We start from the raw sequence: 18,096 nt of genomic DNA on the forward strand, positions 1-18,096 counted from the left end.
TTCAAGCTTGCTCCTCGCCGTCGAGCAACTGCTCCTCGAGGGCTTCGCGGTAGTCACCAGGTGCTTCCCAGAGCCCGCGCTGCTGGGCCTCCAGCAAACGCTCGGTGAGGTCTCGCAAGGCCTCGGGGTTATGCTCACGCATGAAGTCGCGGGTCGCCGGGTCGAGCACATAGGCATCGGCCAGCGACTGATAATGATGGTCATCGATCAGGTGCGTGGTGGCATCGAAGGCGAACAGGTTGTCGACCGTCGCCGCCAGCTCGAAGGCGCCCTTGTAGCCATGGCGCTTGGCCCCGTCGATCCATTTGGGGTTGAGGGCACGGGCGCGAATGACCCTGTTCAGTTCCTCTTTGAGGGTACGGATGCGCGGCCGGTCGAGCTGGCTGTGGTCGCCGTGGTAACTGGCCACCCCCGCAGCGGACAAGGTTTCCGACGCCGCCAGCATGCCACCTTGGAACTGGTAATAGTCGTTGGAATCGAGCAGGTCATGCTCATGGTTGTCCTGGTTCTGCAGCACCGCCTGGACCTGGCCCAGCCGCCTGGCGAACTGGGCACGCGCCGGGGTTCCTTCGTCACTGCCACCGTACGCGTAGCCGCCATGGTTGAGGTACACCTCGGCCAGATCCTCCCGGCTATGCCAGAGGCGGCCATCGATTGCATTCTGCACCCCGGCCCCGTAGGCGCCGGGCTTGGCGCCGAATACCCGCCAACCGGCCTGGCGTGCAGCCTGTTCGGCCTCAACGCCCTCGGCCTGCAATGCCGCGCGCTCGGCACGCACCCGCGCCGCCAGGGGGTTGAGGTCTTGCGGTTCGTCCAGTGCGGCTACCGCCTGCACCGCCGCATCGAACAGGCGGATCAGGTTGCCGAAGGCGTCGCGGAAGAACCCCGAGACGCGCAAGGTCACATCCACCCGAGGGCGATCGAGCAGGCTCAACGGCAGGATCTCGAAATCATCGACACGCTGGCTACCGCTGGCCCACACCGGGCGCACGCCCATCAGCGCCATGGCCTGGGCAATGTCGTCACCGCCGGTGCGCATGGTCGCCGTGCCCCATACCGAAAGCCCAAGCTGGCGCAGGTGGTCGCCGTGGTCCTGCAAATGCCGTTCGAGGATCAGATTCGCTGAGGCGAAACCCAGGCGCCAGGCAGTGGTGGTAGGCAGGTTGCGTATGTCCACGGTGTAGAAGTTACGCCCCGTGGGCAGCACATCCAGGCGGCCGCGGCTAGGGGCTCCGCTGGGGCCCGCAGGCACGAAGCGCCCCGCCAAGGCGGCGAGCAGGCCATTGATCTCGGCCGCCCCGCAGGCGTCCAGGTCTGGAGCTACCTGCCCCTGTAATGCCTGTACCACCTGATGGACCGGCTGCCACTGCGCCTCGTCGGGCAATTGCAGCGTACCGCCCAAAGCGTGCTCGATCACCTGCAGTGCCAGCAGTTCAAGGCGTTCCCGGGTGTCGCCACAGGTACGCCACAGCGCGTCGCTCACCCCCTGCAATAGCGCCGGACGCGGCCCTGCCCAGTTTTGCCCAAGGTCACAGTCCAACGGGTCGAAGCCCAGCGCCAAAGCCTTGGCGAGTGTACGCAGCAAACTGGCGTTACCACCCCGACCATCACCGCGCTCGACGCGCAGCAAAGCCAGCAGGGTGTCGATCCGCAGCCGTGCTTGCGGCGACTGGCCGAACACGTGCAAGCCATCACGGATCTGTGACTCCTTGAGGTCGCACAGGTAGGTATCCAGGCGTGGCAGCCACACGGCAGCGTCGTCCAGTTGCCCTTCCAGTTGCAGCTCACGGTCGATGTGGTTGGCCTTGACCAGCTCCAGAATATCGCGCTGCAGTTCACGGGCGCGGCGTGGGTCGAGCATCTGCGCTTCGTAGAACTCGTCTGCCAGCTGTTCAAGGTGGCGCAACGGGCCGTAGGTTTCGGCTCGGGTCAACGGTGGCATCAGGTGGTCGATGATCACAGCCTGCGTGCGACGCTTGGCCTGAGCGCCCTCGCCCGGATCGTTGACGATAAACGGGTAGATGTTCGGCAGCGGGCCAAGCAGTGCATCCGGCCAGCACTGATCGGACAGGCCGACACCTTTGCCGGGCAGCCACTCCAGATTGCCATGTTTGCCCACATGGATGACCGCATCGGCGGCGAAGGCGTGGCGCAGCCAGAAATGGAATGCCAGGTAGCCATGCGGCGGAACCAGATCCGGGTCGTGGTAAACGGCACTGGGGTCGACCTGGTAACCGCGGGCCGGCTGGATGCCGACGAACGTCAGGCCATAGCGCAGCCCGGCCACCATCAGGCGACCGCTGCGGTACATCGGGTCTTGCTCGGGCGCCCCCCAGCGTTCCAGCACGGCCTGGCGGTTGGCTTCGGGCAGGCGCTCGAAAGCAGCCTGATAATCCGCCAGGCTCAGGCTCTGGGTGCAGGGGCGCTGGTCGAGGTGATCGAGGTCGTTGGTGACGCCGCCGAGCAACTGGTGAATCAGTTGCGTGCCGCTGTCTGGCAGTTCGCCCAGCGGGTAGCCTTCAGCCTGCAGCGCCTTGAGAATGTTGAGCGCCGCTGCGGGGGTATCGAGGCCAACGCCATTTCCGATGCGCCCGTCTCGGGTCGGGTAGTTGGCCAGCACCAGCGCAACGCGCTTTTGCCCATTGGGCAGGCGCGCCAGCGCCACCCAGCGCCTGGCCAGTTCAGCGACAAAATCCATACGCTCTGGATGGGCGCGGTAGCACACCACATCAGACTGGCTGCGCTCACTGCGCCAGGCCATGTCCTTGAAGCTCACCGGCCGCGTGATGATGCGCCCGTCCAGCTCGGGCAAGGCAATGTGCATGGCCAGGTCGCGAGCGCCCAGGCCCTGCTCGCTGGCTTCCCAACCGGGTTGGTTGTCCTGCGCGCAGATCGCCTGCAGCACCGCAATGTCACGGCGAAACGGCCGCAGGTTGGGACGCTCCGGGCTGGACATGGCAAAGCCCGTGGTATTGATCAGGACCTCGGCCCCCACTTCGTCCAGCCAGTTCTCGACCTGCTCCAGGCAGGCGCTTTCCTTGAGGCTGGCAACGGCGATCGGCAACGGATTGAGGCCCGCCGCCTGCAGGCGCTGGCAAAACACGTCGATGAACGCGGTATTGGCGGCCTGCAGGTGCGAGCGGTAGAACAGCAGTGGTGCTACCGGGTGCTCCGGGTGCCACTGGCCGAACCAGTCCTTGAGCGTCGCAGTGGGGGTGCCGGGGTGATACACCGACGTGCGTGGCAACGGTTGCGGTGCATCCCAGCTGTAATCGCGGCCCAGCCACTGGCTGGCCAGGTATTTGAACAGGTTGATGGCATTGGCCTTGCCCCCTTGGCGCAGGTAATGCCAAAGGTGCTCGGCTGGCTCCCCGGTGATGCTGCCCAGCCCGGTCAACTCCGGGTCGGGGCGGTCGTCACCGGGCACCAGGATCAACTGCACCCCGCGCGAAGCCAGTTCGACCAGCTGTTGCACACCATAGCGCCAGTAGCCCACGCCACCGTGCAACGACACCAGGATCACCTTGGCGTGGCGCAGCACCTGGTCGACATAAAGGTCGACGGAGGCATGGTTCTGCACCTGCATGGGGTTGGCCAGGCGCAGGCTGGGGTAGTCGTCCGGCAGTTGCTCGGCGGTTTCAGCGAGCAATGCCAAGTGCGAGTCGCCGCTGCAGAGAATCACCAGCTCGGCGGGTGTCTGGCCGAAGTCGGCGATGCTGTCGTCCGGCACGAAACCGCCGGGCTGGGTCCGCAGCAAGTGCATGGGTCAGGCGCCCAGTGCCTGGCGCAGACGAGCTTCCAGCTGTGCGGCGTCAAGGTCTTGGCCGATCAGCACGAGGCGGGTGACGCGCGGCTCATCGGCACGCCAGGCGCGGTCGAAGTGCTTGTCGAAACGGGTACCTACGCCCTGCACCAGCAGGCGCATGGGCTTGCCAGGAATGGCTGCGAAGCCTTTGGCACGGAGGATGCCGAATTCCACCACCAGTTGGGTCAGGGCGTCGAGCAGCAGCGCTTCGTCGGCCTCTGGCAGGTCGATGGAGATGGAGTCGAAGGCATCATGGTCGTGGTCGTCGTGGTCTTCGCCGTCGTGATGCGAATCATGGTGGGTGCGGCGGCCATCGATGTGCGCTTCGGACTCTGCGCCGACGCCCAGCAGCACGTTCAGCGGCAGGCGGCCGCTGCTGGCCTCGACTACCTTGACCGCGGGCGGCAATTCATCGGCCACTTCAGCGCGGACTTTCGCCAGGCCTTCGGCGTCGATCAGGTCGGCTTTGTTCAGTACCACCAGATCGGCACTGGCCAGTTGATCGGCGAACAGTTCGTGCAGCGGCGACTCGTGGTCCAGGTTGGGGTCGAGCTTGCGTTGGGCGTCGACCTGGTCTGGGTAGGCGGCGAAGGTACCGGCGGCGACAGCCGGGCTGTCGACCACGGTAATCACCGCGTCGACGGTGCAGGCGTTGCGGATTTCGGGCCACTGGAAGGCTTGCACAAGGGGCTTTGGCAGTGCCAGACCGCTGGTTTCGATGAGGATATGGTCGAGGTCGCCACGGCGCGCCACCAGTTCACGCATGACCGGGAAGAATTCTTCCTGAACGGTGCAGCAGAGGCAGCCGTTGGCCAGTTCGTAGACGCGGCCGCTGGCTTCTTCTTCGGTGCAGCCGATGCTGCATTGTTTGAGGATTTCGCCGTCGATGCCGAGTTCGCCGAACTCGTTGACGATGACTGCGATGCGGCGGCCTTGGGCGTTGTCGAGCATGTGCCGGAGCAAGGTGGTCTTGCCCGAGCCGAGGAAGCCGGTGACGATGGTGACGGGGAGCTTGGCCAGTGTTTTCATGTCGCGTTGCCCTTGGCAGGATGGCGCGGGCATGCGGGACGAAAGCCGCGGTCGGACCGGCCGGGCTCGTTCGCCACCGGATCACCCCGCCCGGTTGATAGTCGAAAACGTTGCGAGGCAGGTCTCCTGGCTTGCACCGTTGCGGCCCTTTCGATCAAGGGGCTGGCGGGATGACGCCTTCCCGCGCTCAGGCGCAGTGGCTGTGTCGATCCGTTACCGGTGCTTACAGTTGCGGGGGCAGCCGCGGCTTGTACCGCGTTCCCGTCTTAGCTTCGGCCTGGCCGAAGAACCTCGAAGCGGCAAGGCTACGCGGGGGGTGGCAGGTGGTCAACTGTTGACGCGCCCGTCCCCCCCCTACGCAATGAACCAAGCCCAAGCCCAAGCCCTGCCCCTGCCCCTGCTCTTGCTCTTGCTCTTGCTCTTGCTCTTGCTCTTGCTCTTGCTCTTGCTCTTGCTCTTGCTCTTGCTCTTGCTCTTGCTCTTGCTCTTGATTTTCTAGCGCGCAAGTGCAGGCACCGCAGATTGCGACTTCAGGAGGCCGAGCGCAGGTCTTGCGGAGGGAGGTGACGGGCATGGATGCCCGTCAAGCGCTTCGGCCCATGGATGGGCCGTGAGCGCGGTCCTCCCGGGAGCAAGGCCGGAGCGAGGGAACCCCGAAGCGCAGCGTAGGGGCCGGATGATAGGAGCCAGCCTTTTTTGGTTACTTTTTGGGGCGTTTGCCAAAAAGTGACCCGCCGTAAGGGCGGAAAGGTGAGTGAGCGTCGCCATAGCAAATGGATATGCCCAGATGAATCAAAACCCCAGCATGAGCTTGTGGCTTGTGGCTTGCGGCTTGCGGCTTGCGGCTTGCGGCTTTCAGCTAGCGTGAATATCCATTTGCCGGGGCGGCGCTGAATCACCTTTCCGCCCTTACGGCGGGTCCCTTTTTGTCTTGGCAAAAAGGAACCAAAAAACCGCCCGCTCCCATCATCCGGCCCCTACGCTTCGCTTCGGGGTTCCCTCACTCCGGCCTTGCTCCCGGGAAGACCGCGCTCACGGCCCATCCATGGGCCGAAGCGCTTGACGGGCATCCATGCCCGTCACCTCCCTCCGCAAGACCTCCGTTCGGCCTCCTGAAGTCGCAATCTGCAGCGTCTGATCTATCGCGCACTGAAAAGCAAAGGCAAGAGCAAAAGCAAGGCAACGGCAACGGCAACGGCAACGGCAACGGCAACGGCAACGGCAGGGAAATCGTGGCATGCGATTAGGGCTGCGATTGACGCAAACCCTGCCCCGTGCTCTCCTTGCACCTTACGTTCAGGTGCCCCCATCGGGGGTGAAACGGGAAACCGGTGCGTCGCAGGCCCTCGATCAGGGCCGGACAATCCCGGTGCTGCCCCCGCAACGGTAAGCGAGCGAAGCGTCTAGACCACTGTGCCACGCCATCCGGCATGGGAAGGTGACGCTTTACCAGGAGCCCTGCTCCTCCTCGCAAGCCCGGAGACCGGCCTGGCGTTCATGAACACCCCGCGGTGGGCGGGCGCTGTCGCATTTCTCTGGGCCACCCAAGCCCGGGGCTGCCGCGCTTGCCTGTTGCTCAATAAGCACAATGCCCCACAAAGCAGAGGAACGCGTCATGCCCGTCACCAGCGCCAAACACGGTATCGCCACCCCCGTCACCCTCAGCCAGCGCGTGGTCATCGCCACCGCTGCCAGCCTGTTGGGCCTGTGCCTGATCTACTTTGCCGGCTTCTCACACATCGAGGCGGTACACAACGCCGCCCACGACACCCGCCACAGCGCCGCATTCCCTTGCCACTGAGACCGCCCCATGATCAAGCGCATCGCCCGCACCGCAGGCTTCAGCGGCCTGCTCGCAGCCCTGTTGTTGACCCTGCTGCAAAGCTTCTGGGTCGCACCGCTGATTCTTGAGGCAGAAACCTATGAATCGGCAGCCCCCGCCGCCGAACACCACCACGATAGCCAGGCAACCGCCGGGCATGAACACGCCGCGGCGCACGAACACAGCGCAGAGGCGTGGTCACCAGAGGATGGCTGGCAACGCATCCTCTCCACCACCGGAGGCAACCTGGTCGTAGCCGTCGGCTTTGCCTTGATCCTTGCCGCGCTGTACAGCCTGCGCGAACCCAACCGCGTCACCACCGGCGCATTGTGGGGCTTGGCCGGCTTCGCCGTGTTCTGCCTGGCACCCACCTTGGGCCTGCCGCCAGAGCTACCAGGCACCGCCGCGGCCGACCTCGGCCAGCGCCAGAGCTGGTGGATTGGCACGGCCGCCGCAACCGCATTGGGGCTTGCTTTGCTGGTGTTCCCGCGTCATTGGCTGCTCAAGGCCTGCGGCGCCGTGTTGCTGGTAGTCCCGCACGTGATCGGTGCTCCGCAACCCGACGTTCACCGAAGCCTGGCCCCAGAAGCGCTGGAAACCCAATTCAAGATCGCGTCGTGGGTAACCAACGCTGCCTTCTGGTTGGCCCTGGGCCTGCTCAGCGCCTGGTTGTACCGCCGCTCCAGCCAGGCCTGATGGCAAGCCAATGCACACTGCCGGCGCTCTACGCCGGCTTTGGTTGCCGCCGGGGCTGCCCGGTGGAGGCCCTCGACGAACTGCTACACCAGGCACTGCATAGCCACGGGCTGACGCTGGCGGCGCTGCGAGGCATCGCCAGCATCACAGCGAAAGCGGACGAACCCGGCCTGCGACAACTCGCCGAACGTCACGACCTGCCCCTTTTGGTGTTCGCACCCTCGCAACTGCAGGCATACGAGCCGCAACTGAGCCACCGCTCTGCGGTAGCATTCGCCCACAGCGGTTGCTGGGGCGTGGCGGAGAGCGCAGCCCTGGCCCTGGCCGATCATGAATGTGGCAACGCCGCGCTCGTGGTCACGCGGCAAACCCTTGGCGGCGCTACCCTCGCCCTCGCCAGCGGCGGATAATTGTTTCACCATTCACCTGCAAGGATTTTCCATGACGGTCTACTTCATCGGCGCCGGCCCAGGCGACCCGGAATTGATCACGGTCAAAGGGCAGCGCCTGATTCGTCAGTGCCCAGTGATCATCTACGCCGGCTCGCTGGTGCCCGCTGCCGTGCTCGAAGGGCACCAGGCCCAGACCGTGATAAACAGCGCCGAACTGCACCTGGAGCAGATCGTTGCGGCCATGCACGCGGCACATGAACAGGGCCAGGATGTCGCCCGTGTCCACAGCGGCGATCCCAGCTTGTATGGTGCCATCGGCGAACAGATCCGCCACCTGCGCGAGCTGGGCATCGACTACCAGATCATTTCGGGCGTAACCGCTACCGCCGCCAGTGCCGCTTTGCTGGGCTGCGAACTGACCCTGCCTGAGGTGGCACAGACGGTCATCCTGACCCGCTACGGTGACAGCTCGCCCATGCCGGCAGGCGAACAACTGGGCGACCTGGCACGTCATGGCTGCACCTTGGCGATCCACCTCGGCGTGAAACACCTGGCACGAATCGTCGATGAGCTTGTTCCTTATTACGGCGCAGACTGCCCCGTGGCCGTTGTTCACCGGGCCACCTGGCCCGATCAGGACTGGGTACGGGGCACCCTCCACGATATCGTCGAGCAGGTAGCCGCGAAGGGTTTTCGTCGCACCGCGCTGATCCTCGTCGGGCATGTGCTGGGTGATGCGCCGTTCGCCGAATCAGCCCTGTACCGTGCCGGGCATGCGCACCTCTATCGCCAGGGCAGTTGAACATTGCCAAGCCGATCCCCGCCATAGCAGACTCCAGGCTCCATCCCGCGGACCGGAGTCGCCCCCATGCTGGAACTACGTCCCAATTGCGAATGCTGCAACGCCGATCTGCCGGGCGACAGCCCTGACGCGCTGATCTGCTCGTTCGAATGCACATTCTGCAAGCGCTGTGCACAAACCCACTTCCAGGGCCGCTGCCCAAACTGCTCAGGTCAATTGGTCGCACGCCCCACCCGGGTCGGCACCGCCTTGCGCAACAACCCGCCTGCCACAGCGCGCGTGCTCAAGCCCCACGCCCGCTGTGCCTGAGCAACCTGCAGCCCCAAGCATCGTCGAAACATACCCCGGCGATGCTTGTTCTCAGCCGATTTTGTAGGACTTTTCAACAAAGTCGTCCCCCTTACTCAACACATCTATACTCGCCATTACCAAGGAACCGGAATGGACGTATCGTGCTGCGCTGCAGAAAGATCTTGCAGACGTATTCCTGATTAGCCTTAGGAAACGGACCACATTCCGACAGGAGTTAGCCTCATGACAACCGTGCTGATCGTTGACGATCACTCTACCGTTCGATTTGCCCTGCGCATGCTGCTTGAGCGCGAGCGCTTCAAAGTTGTGGGTGAAGTCGACAACGGTAGCGAAGTGGCGCAGGTAGCACGCAACCTGCGCCCCGATGTGGTAGTGCTGGACATCGGGCTTCCCGGCCTCGACGGTATGGAAGTCATCAAACGCCTGCAGCAGCTTGAACACGCCCCCAGGATCATGGTCCTGACCGGGCAGGCCTCGGAACTGTACGTACGCCGCTGCCTGGACGCCGGTATCGGCGCTTTCGTAACCAAAGATGAAGATCTCGATGCCGTCGTCTTTGCCATGAAAGCCCTGGTCAAAGGGTACTCGACCTTCCCGCAGATGTCGGTGAACAGCAACACGCTGGATAGCGAGCAAGGGCGCCTGAGCAGCCTGTCGAATCGGGAGATGGAAGTGCTTCGGCGCCTGGCCCGTGGCGAGAACAACAAGAACATCGGCCATTGCATGAACCTCAGCGCCAAGACCATCAGCACTTACCGTGGGCGCATCATGGACAAGCTCAAGACAGAATCATTGGTAGAAATGGTCGACCTGGCCAAACGCAACAACGTCAACTAGGCGCATGATCGGCATGAGGTGCGTACTGCTGGCACTTTTGCTGGCCATTGGCATGGGTGGCTCGGTGCTCGCCACACCGGCAGAAGTGGAAACGCGGCAGTTGTTGGCGCGTTCTGTCAGCACCGCTTCACCACTGCAACTCGATAGCCAGGACCGCCACTGGTTGCAGCAGCGCAAAGTCCTGCTGCTGGGCAGCTCGCGTCCCGATTACGCACCGTTCGAGATCAATATCAGCCCGACCGACTATGAGGGCTTGAGCGCAGATTATGCCGGGCTCATCTCCGAACTTCTGGGAATACCGGTCGAGGTCAGGCGCTTTCCCAGCCGCCATGCCGCGATCGCAGCCTTGCGCGACGGCAAAATCGATTTGCTGGGCAGCTCCAACGGTTTCGAAGCGGCCGATGCCCAGTTGAGCCTGAGCCAGCCCTATGCAGACGATTTGCCAGTCATCGTGACCCGCGAAGGGCGCACCCTTAAAAACGACATGGACCTGAAAGACCTGCGCCTGGGCATGGTCGATCACTACCTGCCGAGTGAAACGGTCCGTGCGCTCTACCCCAACGCACAGTTGAGCCTCTATCGCTCGACCCTGGCTGGGCTGGCGGCGGTGGAAACGGGCGAGGTGGACGCCTATCTCGGGGATGCCATCAGCACCGACTTTCTGATTGGCAAAAGTTACCAGGGTACGGTGAAGATCGACCATTTCTGCCGTGGGCCAGCGGGCACCTTTTCCTTCGCCCTCGCCGATGACAACCCGCGCCTGCGCCGGCTGATCGACATGGCACTGGCAAGAATCACAGAAAGCGAACGCTTGAACATCCTGCGCCGCTGGACCAGTGGCAACACCAGCCTGTTGCTCGAACGCCATCTGTCAGCACTTACCGATGAGGAACAGGCGTGGATAGAGCAGAACCCCACCGTCAGCGTACTGGTCGACACCGCACTTGCGCCGCTGACCTTCAACGATGCCAAACAGCAACCCAGCGGGATTACCATCGACCTGCTCAAGCAGATCACCCTGCGCACCGGGCTGACATTCAAGCTCATCGAGCGCAACGCCGTGCAGACCATGATCGAGCAAGTGGCACGGGGCGAGGCGCAAATGATCGGGGCGCTGGGCTATGGTGGGCAGCGCCAGACGCAACTGCGCTACACCCGCCCCTATCTGGTCAGCCCGAGAGTTCTGGTCACACGCAGCCAGGCGCCCTGGCCGCCACAGTCACGAACTCTGGAAGGCCAACGTATCGCCCTGCTGCGTGGCTCACCTCTGCGAGCAGAAGTGCAACGCCAGCACCCCAAGGCGGTAGTGGTGGAAGTGAACAACCCGCTGGGCTTGATGGAAGCCGTTGCCAACGGCGATGCTGACGTCGCCTACAGTAGCCATATCAACGCCAAGTACTACATTACCCATGTGTTCAAAGACCAGCTACGCATAGCCACTGTGCTGGGTGATGACCCGGCGACGGCGGCGTTCGCCGTCGCCCCTGGCCAGCCGCAGTTGCAGGCCATTCTCGACAAAGCCCTGTTGAGCATCCCTCCCGAAGAACTCGACCAACTGATCAATCGCTGGCGAATCAGCACGGTGGTCAGCGACAGCCCATGGCGCAACTACCGGACACTGGCATTGCAGGTGCTGGTGCTCTCTGCACTGCTGCTGGCCGGCGTGGTGTTCTGGAACAGTTACCTGCGCAAGCTGATAAATCAGCGTACTGAGGCACAACGCGCGTTACAGGCGCAATTGACCCTGAGCCGCGGCCTGCTCGAACAATTGCGCCAGGCCAAGGACGATGCCGAGCGGGCCAGCCATACCAAAAGCACGTTCCTGGCGACCATGAGCCACGAGATCCGCACCCCGATGAACGCAGTCATCGGCTTGCTCGAGCTCGCGCTGGAAGATAGTCGCAAAGGCCACTGCGATGCTCAGGCCCTGCAGACCGCGCACGATTCGGCCGTGGGCCTGCTGGGTTTGATTGGCGACATCCTGGATATTTCCCGCATCGAATCTGGCCACATGACCCTGCAGCCTGAGGCCACCGACCTGGTCGAACTGGTGCGCAGCACCGTGAGGGTCTTTGATGGCAATGCCCGCGTCAAGGGGCTGAGCCTGCACTGCTCGCTACCAGAAGGGCCCGCCTGGGTGTTGGCAGACGCGCTGAGGATCAAGCAGATTTTCTCCAACCTGTTGAGCAATGCGATCAAATTCACCGACCGCGGGGAGGTTCACGTAAGCCTGGCCCTCGAGCGGCTAACCGCCTGCAACAGCGCGCGCATCCAGTTGTGCGTGCGTGACACCGGGATAGGCATTGGCTCGGCAGACCAGGCGCGCCTGTTCAGCGCCTTTGTCCAGGCTGAGGGCCCACGGGCGCGGCAGGGTGCCGGGCTGGGGCTGGTGATCAGCCGCACGCTTGCCAACCTGATGGGCGGTACCCTTGAGCTGCAAAGCGTCGAAGGCGTAGGCACCAAAGTAGCGGTCGAGCTGCAACTGCCGACGTGCGAAGCACCCGCACCGGTGGAGCCCGCGGCACCTGGCCAAGGCGCTGAAAGCGGGCCTCTGAACATTCTGGTGGTGGATGACTACCCGGCCAACCTGCTGCTGCTGGAGAAGCAGCTCAATACATTGGGCCATCGAGTGACGGTGGCCGAAAATGGCCAAACGGCCCTGGCCCTCTGGCAGGCTGAACGCTTCGACCTGGTCATCACCGACTGCAGCATGCCGATCATGGACGGCCATCAATTGGCACGCAGCATTCGCGCGCAGGAGCACGAACGGGGCCTGCCTGCCTGCACCATCCTTGGGGTCACCGCCAACGCCCAGACCCAAGAGCATGAGCGTTGCCTGGCCAGCGGCATGGACGACTGCCTGTTCAAACCGGTTGGGCTCAGTGCCCTGAAAGCCCATTTGCCGCAAGGCCAGGCCACTTCGACTGCACCACAGCCGAAGGCAAGCAGCCTCAACCTGGACGAGTTGCACCACCTGACGCAGAACGATGATCAGCTTGTCCGGCGCCTGCTTCAACAGCTTACGCAAAGCGCCAGCGAGGACCTCGCCGCGCTGCGCGGCCTGGGTAGTGAAGCGGACGGTGATGCGGTGCGCGCTGTCGTACACCGTATCAAAGGCGGCGCCAAGATGGTCAAGGTGCGCGGCGTGGTCAAGGATTGCGAAGCGATCGAACAAGCCTTGGCGCAGGGCGTGCCCACCGAGGCCCTGTGCCTGCAACTGGAAACCAGCCTGCAAACCCTGCAGCGCGAACTGTCCGACGCGCTCAGTGCAATTGCAACGTCGAATTGATCTGGCTGATTGCATCGACCACGTGGCGCGACCCCTGCTGGATCTCCATGATCACGGTGCCTGCCTCGTTAGCCAGGGCAACCCCTCGTCCCGTGCGAGTCAGGCTCGATTGCATACTGGCCACAGCCGTGAGCGAAAGGTCATGGTTCTGCCGCACCACGTCGACGATCTCCAGGGTCGCCTTGCTGGTCCGGGCCGCCAGGCTGCGCACTTCGTCCGCCACCACGGCGAAACCCCGCCCATGTTCACCGGCACGGGCCGCCTCGATTGCAGCATTCAACGCCAGCAAGTTGGTCTGATCGGCAATGCCGCGAATGGTCAGCACAATCTGCCCGATGACGTCCGATTGCTTGCTGACGGCATCGATGCTGCGCGCCGCGTCGTTGAGCTCCGCAGAAATCTGCTCGATCACTTGCACGGTTTGCTGTACCACCTCGGTACCCTTGCGCGCGCACGCGTCAGTCTGCACGGAACTGGCATGGGCCGCCTCAGCGGCGCTTTGCTGGGTGCTGACCTGCGCGGTGATGTCGCTGGCGAACTTGACCACCTTGTACAACCGCCCTTTGCTGTCGAAGATCGGGTTGTATGAGGCCTCCAGGTACACCGTCTGGCCCTGCTTGTCGACCCGCTCGAAACGATGGGAGTGATACTCACCACGGTTCAGCGACGCCCAGAAGTCGCGGTAGGCGGAGGACTCCCGTTCATGCGCCAGGCAGAACAGACCGTGATGGCGCCCCACCACCTCTTCCAGGCGGTAGCCCATCGTCTTCAGGAAATTCTCGTTAGCCTTGATCACCCGGCCCTGCGGCGTGAATTCCACCACCGCCATGGACCGACCGATGGCCTTGAGCAGGCTTTCGCTCTCGTGTTCATCCTTTATACGCTGGCTGATATCGGAAGCCACCTTGATCACACTGACCACCTGCTGACGCTCATCGAGCACCGGCATGTAGCTGGCCTCCAGCCAGACTTCACGGCCGGCCTTGTCGATACGCTCGAAGGTACCGCTGATGGGCTTGCCCTCACCCAACTCGCGCCACAGTTGCTGGTATTCGGCACTTTTGCTGTAGTCAGGGTCGCAGAACAAGCGGTGGTGCTTGCCGCGCAACTCGTCGACGCTGTAACCCATAGCCAGGCAGAACTGGGCATTGGCATCGAGAATGGTGCCATCGGGGCCAAACTCGATCATCGCCATTGAGCGGCTGATCGCCGCAAGTTTGGCCTGGGCTTGTGCCCAAGCCTGGCGAGCGCGCTGAATCTCGAGCAGATCTGACTTGCGATGAAAATCGAACATGGCGCCGGGTCCTTTATGCGCAGGGTTTTCTGAGCATAGATCGGCGCCCAACACGTGCAAGCAGACTGCTATCACTTAGTGATTAGTGTATTCGTTCAGCCCATGAACGACCGGCGCTCGTCCGCTCAGGAACTTTCCCGCACCATCAGTTCAAACCCCAGGTCCTGTTGCTCGGTAGCTACCCGCTTGCCATCGAGCAACGCCAGCAGTGCCTGTGCCGCGCCCCGACCAACGGCGGCCCGCGGTGTGCGGATGGAGGTCAGGCGCGGGACCATGTGCGCCGAGGCCGGCAGGTCATTGAACCCAACCATCGCCACGCGCCCTGGAACGTCGATACCTTGGCGCAAGGCCTGCAGCACAGCCCCTTGGGCGAGGTCGTCGTTGCAGAAGAAAATGCCATCCACATCCGGTGCCTGCGCCAGCAACTGGCTGAACAGTTCGCTGCCCAGTGCAATGGAGGAAGGCTGCGGCGACAGCACCTCCAGTTCGGTTGCGTGCACGCCCGCTTCAGTCAGCGCCTGGCGGAACCCTTCGGCACGCTGCATCACCCGTGGGTCAAGTTGCGCGGCGATGAATGCCAGGCGCCGCCGGCCCCGCTCGAGCAGGTGCCTGGCAGCAGCCCGGCCAGCCTGTTGCTGCGAGAACCCTACCGACAACATGCCTGACGGCCCCCCCAGCTCCATCATGTGTACGCAAGGCACGCCGCTGGCAGCCAACATCTGCCGGGAAGCCTCGCTACGCTCGAAACCGGTGAGCAGGATGCCGCATGGCTGGTACGCCAGGTAATTGCGAATCAGGTTCTCTTCTTCGTCGATATCGTAGTGATAGTTGCCGATCAGCACCTCGAGCCCGCGAGGGCGCATCACTTCGTGAATGGCCTCCAGCGTGTCGATGAACAGCTGGTTGGACAGCGACGGAATGAGCACGACCACCGACTGGCTGCGTGCAGAGGCCAACGCCCGGGCAGCGGGGTTGGCGATGTAGCCCAGGCTCGCTGCCGCGGCCACCACTTTTTCCACCAAAGCCGGAGCCACGGTGCTGACACCGCGCAAGGCGCGGGAAGCTGTGATAGGGGAAACCCCGGAAAGCCTGGCTACTTCTGCCAGAGTGGGTCGACCGGTAGTGCGGGAGCCTGATCGCGACATGAGTGTTGTAATTTTACTACTTGCAAGGGAGGGGAACGGCCACTAAGGTAGCGCTGTCTCAGGACGCAGGCAACGTAATCTTTGGTGGTGGCCACTACACGCCTTCTGCCAAGCGTCCATACTGCGTAACGACAAGATCAACAACATCGGGGAGCTAGTGTTTCGTCATCGACGAGACAGCGCTATCTCACCCCGCAGGAGGTACTGATGAATTCTCCCCTGTCCGCCATCGTGGTGATGGGCGTGGCCGGTTGCGGCAAAAGCTGCGTCGGCGCTGCCATTGCCGCCAGAAGTGGCGGCCGCCTGATCGAAGGCGACGCGTTCCATCCTGCCGAAAACATCCGCAAGATGAGCGCGGGCACGCCATTGAACGACGACGACCGCGCCGGTTGGCTGGTGCGCCTGGGCCAAGAGTTGCAAACCACGGTCCAGGCGGGCGAACGTCCGATCCTGACCTGCTCGGCACTCAAGCGCCGTTACCGCGACACCTTGCGCCAGGCCATGCCGGAGCTGGTCTTCGTGTTTCTCGAACTCACCCCTGCAGAAGCCGAGAAGCGCGTGCTCGCTCGCCCCGGCCATTTCATGCCGGCGAGCTTGATCGATAGCCAGTTCGCTGCCCTTGAGCCCCCCCATGGCGAGCCCCTGACCCTTCCCCTTGATGCCACGCAGCCAATCGATGCGCTGGCCGAGACGGTAGACACTTGGCTAAAGCCCTGCGGTGAGCGGGACCTGGCGCGGACCGCTTGATCCTGGCGGTTTTCCCGGCTCACCAAAGACAGCGCTGTCCCGACGCCTGAAAGCGTCGAGCGTTCAATTTCAAGCAACGCCAAAAACAACGATAAGACCGAGGCATTAAAACCATGTTCGGACTGGCTACAGATACCTTCCTGCTGCTCGACGCTCTGGTAACCATCGTCGGGCTGATCCTGCTGATCACCCATTTCAAAGTCCACCCCTTCGTCGCCCTGACCATCGCCGCCGGCTTCCTCGGCCTGACCTCCGGTATGCCGGTGGCCAAGGTCATGAAGTCGTTCCAGGATGGATTCGGTGGCGTACTGGGCTTTGTCGGCATTGTCCTCGCCTTGGGCACCATGCTCGGCAAGCTGATGGCCGACTCCGGTGGCGCCGACCAGATCGCACAAACCCTCATTCGCGCCTTCGGCAAGAAGAACGTGCATTGGGCCATGATGTTTGCCGCATTCTTGGTCGGCATCCCGCTGTTCTTCGAAATCGGCTTCGTGCTGCTGATTCCCCTGGTGTTCATCGTTGCCAGGCGCTCCGGCGTATCGCTGATCAAGATCGGCATCCCGCTGCTGGCCGGGCTTTCGGTGGTGCACGGCCTGGTGCCGCCGCACCCGGGCCCACTGTTGGCGATCGGCATTTTCAACGCCGACATCGGCAAGACCATCTTCTATGGCTTGTTGGTAGCACTGCCCACGGCGATCATCGCGGGCCCGCTGTACGGCAACTTCATCTCCCGCTACATCCCCGGCAATCCGTCACAGGAACTGATGGATCAGATCGCCAAGGAGTCGGACCAGGGTAACCTGCCGAGCTTCAGCGTCACCCTGATCACCGTGCTGCTGCCGGTTGTGCTGATGCTGCTCAAGACGTTCGCTGACGTCGTGCTGCCGGCCGAGCACATCGTGCGCCAGTGGATGGACCTGATCGGTCACCCGATCACCGCCCTGCTCGCTGCGCTGCTGCTGGCCTTCTACACCTTCGGCTCGGCCCGCGGCTTCAACCGCCAGCAGATCATGAAAATGCTCGACCAGAGCCTGGCGCCCACAGCTGCCATCGTGCTGATCGTCGGTGCAGGCGGCGGTTTCAAGCAGATGCTGGTCGATACCGGTGTCGGCAACGTGATCGGCCAGATGGCGGTACAGGCAGAAATTTCCCCGATCATGCTGGCATGGCTGGTTGCTGCGGTCATCCGTATCGCCACGGGTTCGGCGACGGTCGCCACCATCACCGGCGCAGGCATCGTTGCCCCGGTCATCGACCTGGTGCCCGGCGTCAACCGTGAACTGCTGGTGCTGGCCACCGGTGCCGGTTCGCTCATTCTGTCCCATGTCAACGACGCAGGCTTCTGGCTGGTCAAACAGTACTTCAACATGACCGTGGCTGAGACCTTCAAGACCTGGAGCATGATGGAGACCATCCTGTCGGTGGTCGGCATCATCTTCATCATGATGCTTTCAACGGTGGTGTGACCGCTTATCGGGGCAATGGCACCTTGGCGTTTTGTGTAGGGCCCAACAGAAGTACGTGCCCTACCTTCGCAAAGGAGCCTGCCCATGATGCGCACTAGCCTGTTACTCGCTGCCCTGCTCGCCTCCCCCCTGGCCCTGGCGGTCGGCGCCGGGCCGACCCATCCTGATGATCCGCACACCCCGGCACCCCAGCCGGGCGTGGACAGCACCCTCAACCCGATCGAGAACCCCGTGCCGCGCGATACCGATCCGCGAATACAGGGCAGCGACCCTGAAAGCCCGCCTGCCATGCAGAATGAAAACCGCGATTTGCCTGGTATGGAGGGCAGTGGGTCGGAAGGCACAGGTGGCCAAGGTAGCAATGGATCGGACGGCGGTCAGCGCTGATCAGTACCGTGCTCTTCGCGGGTTTCCCGCGACGAGGGCGGAATCCGCAACCCGCGATCGCCGCTCCAAATCC

The 18,096-nt window shown here is 63.2% G+C and carries 14 protein-coding genes, 1 pseudogene and 2 riboswitches; of the genes and pseudogenes, 10 read left to right on the forward strand and 5 right to left on the reverse strand.

Translation table 11 applies throughout. From position 1 onward, the window contains the following. Position 1: 1 nt before the first annotated feature. Together cobN and cobW are read right to left on the reverse strand one after the other, a co-directional pair. On the reverse strand, positions 2 to 3,763 hold the full coding sequence (gene cobN / locus OSW16_RS14460) for a cobaltochelatase subunit CobN (protein ID WP_267816163.1): 3,762 nt from the start codon (positions 3,761 to 3,763) through the stop codon (positions 2 to 4). Positions 3,764 to 3,766: 3 nt separating this feature from the next. Further along, complete coding sequence (cobW, locus tag OSW16_RS14465) at positions 3,767 to 4,834, reverse strand: cobalamin biosynthesis protein CobW (RefSeq protein ID WP_267816165.1); 1,068 nt, start codon at positions 4,832 to 4,834, stop codon at positions 3,767 to 3,769. Positions 4,835 to 4,932: 98 nt separating this feature from the next. After that, a riboswitch (cobalamin riboswitch) is annotated at positions 4,933 to 5,143 on the reverse strand. A gap of 972 nt (positions 5,144 to 6,115) precedes the next feature. Beyond that, positions 6,116 to 6,341: riboswitch (cobalamin riboswitch) on the forward strand. A gap of 108 nt (positions 6,342 to 6,449) precedes the next feature. Between cobW and OSW16_RS14470 the strand changes: the two genes are divergently transcribed. The 7 genes from OSW16_RS14470 (at position 6,450) to OSW16_RS14500 (ending at position 12,984) form a co-directional block, all read left to right on the forward strand. Beyond that, complete coding sequence (locus tag OSW16_RS14470) at positions 6,450 to 6,635, forward strand: CbtB domain-containing protein (protein WP_241803538.1); 186 nt, start codon at positions 6,450 to 6,452, stop codon at positions 6,633 to 6,635. 9 nt (positions 6,636 to 6,644) lie between these two features. After that, positions 6,645 to 7,352, forward strand: coding sequence for a CbtA family protein (locus OSW16_RS14475; protein WP_267816168.1), 708 nt, complete (start codon positions 6,645 to 6,647; stop codon positions 7,350 to 7,352). A gap of 17 nt (positions 7,353 to 7,369) precedes the next feature. Next, complete coding sequence (locus OSW16_RS14480; protein WP_267823976.1) at positions 7,370 to 7,762, forward strand: cobalamin biosynthesis protein; 393 nt, start codon at positions 7,370 to 7,372, stop codon at positions 7,760 to 7,762. Between the two features lie 31 nt (positions 7,763 to 7,793). Then, complete coding sequence (cobM, locus tag OSW16_RS14485) at positions 7,794 to 8,546, forward strand: precorrin-4 C(11)-methyltransferase (RefSeq protein ID WP_267816170.1); 753 nt, start codon at positions 7,794 to 7,796, stop codon at positions 8,544 to 8,546. A 66-nt stretch (positions 8,547 to 8,612) separates the two neighbouring features. Further along, a complete protein-coding gene (locus OSW16_RS14490) occupies positions 8,613 to 8,855 on the forward strand; it encodes a DUF1272 domain-containing protein (RefSeq protein WP_267816172.1) in 243 nt (80 codons plus the stop codon). Positions 8,856 to 9,080: 225 nt separating this feature from the next. Then, on the forward strand, positions 9,081 to 9,695 hold the full coding sequence (locus OSW16_RS14495) for a response regulator transcription factor (protein ID WP_241803542.1): 615 nt from the start codon (positions 9,081 to 9,083) through the stop codon (positions 9,693 to 9,695). Between the two features lie 13 nt (positions 9,696 to 9,708). Then, positions 9,709 to 12,984, forward strand: coding sequence for a transporter substrate-binding domain-containing protein (locus OSW16_RS14500; protein ID WP_267816175.1), 3,276 nt, complete (start codon positions 9,709 to 9,711; stop codon positions 12,982 to 12,984). On the opposite strand, the gene OSW16_RS27120 is transcribed toward OSW16_RS14500, so the two are convergent. The 3 genes and pseudogenes from OSW16_RS27120 to OSW16_RS14510 all read right to left on the reverse strand — a co-directional run bounded on the left by OSW16_RS27120 (position 12,959) and on the right by OSW16_RS14510 (position 15,423). Continuing rightward, positions 12,959 to 13,531, reverse strand: a complete 573-nt coding sequence (locus tag OSW16_RS27120) for a methyl-accepting chemotaxis protein (protein WP_372490490.1) — start codon at positions 13,529 to 13,531, stop codon at positions 12,959 to 12,961. The two genes, OSW16_RS14500 and OSW16_RS27120, sit on opposite strands and share 26 nt — an antisense overlap. A 12-nt stretch (positions 13,532 to 13,543) precedes the next feature. After that, positions 13,544 to 14,278, reverse strand: a pseudogene (locus tag OSW16_RS27125) (PAS domain-containing protein); the annotation flags it as partial. Positions 14,279 to 14,403: 125 nt separating this feature from the next. After that, positions 14,404 to 15,423: a LacI family DNA-binding transcriptional regulator gene (locus OSW16_RS14510; protein WP_267816179.1), complete on the reverse strand. Its 1,020-nt coding sequence runs from the start codon at positions 15,421 to 15,423 to the stop codon at positions 14,404 to 14,406. Positions 15,424 to 15,630: 207 nt separating this feature from the next. Between OSW16_RS14510 and OSW16_RS14515 the strand changes: the two genes are divergently transcribed. From OSW16_RS14515 to OSW16_RS14525, 3 genes are all read left to right on the forward strand, one after another. Continuing rightward, a complete protein-coding gene (locus OSW16_RS14515; protein WP_267816181.1) occupies positions 15,631 to 16,170 on the forward strand; it encodes a gluconokinase in 540 nt (179 codons plus the stop codon). Positions 16,171 to 16,283: 113 nt separating this feature from the next. Next, on the forward strand, positions 16,284 to 17,636 hold the full coding sequence (locus tag OSW16_RS14520; RefSeq protein WP_241803547.1) for a GntP family permease: 1,353 nt from the start codon (positions 16,284 to 16,286) through the stop codon (positions 17,634 to 17,636). An 84-nt stretch (positions 17,637 to 17,720) separates the two neighbouring features. Further along, entirely contained in the window at positions 17,721 to 18,023 is a 303-nt protein-coding gene (locus OSW16_RS14525) for a hypothetical protein (RefSeq protein WP_267816184.1), read from the forward strand. Positions 18,024 to 18,096: the final 73 nt, after the last annotated feature.

Origin of the sequence: Pseudomonas putida (genome assembly GCF_026625125.1) — a bacterium.
Lineage (GTDB): Bacteria > Pseudomonadota > Gammaproteobacteria > Pseudomonadales > Pseudomonadaceae > Aquipseudomonas > Aquipseudomonas putida_X.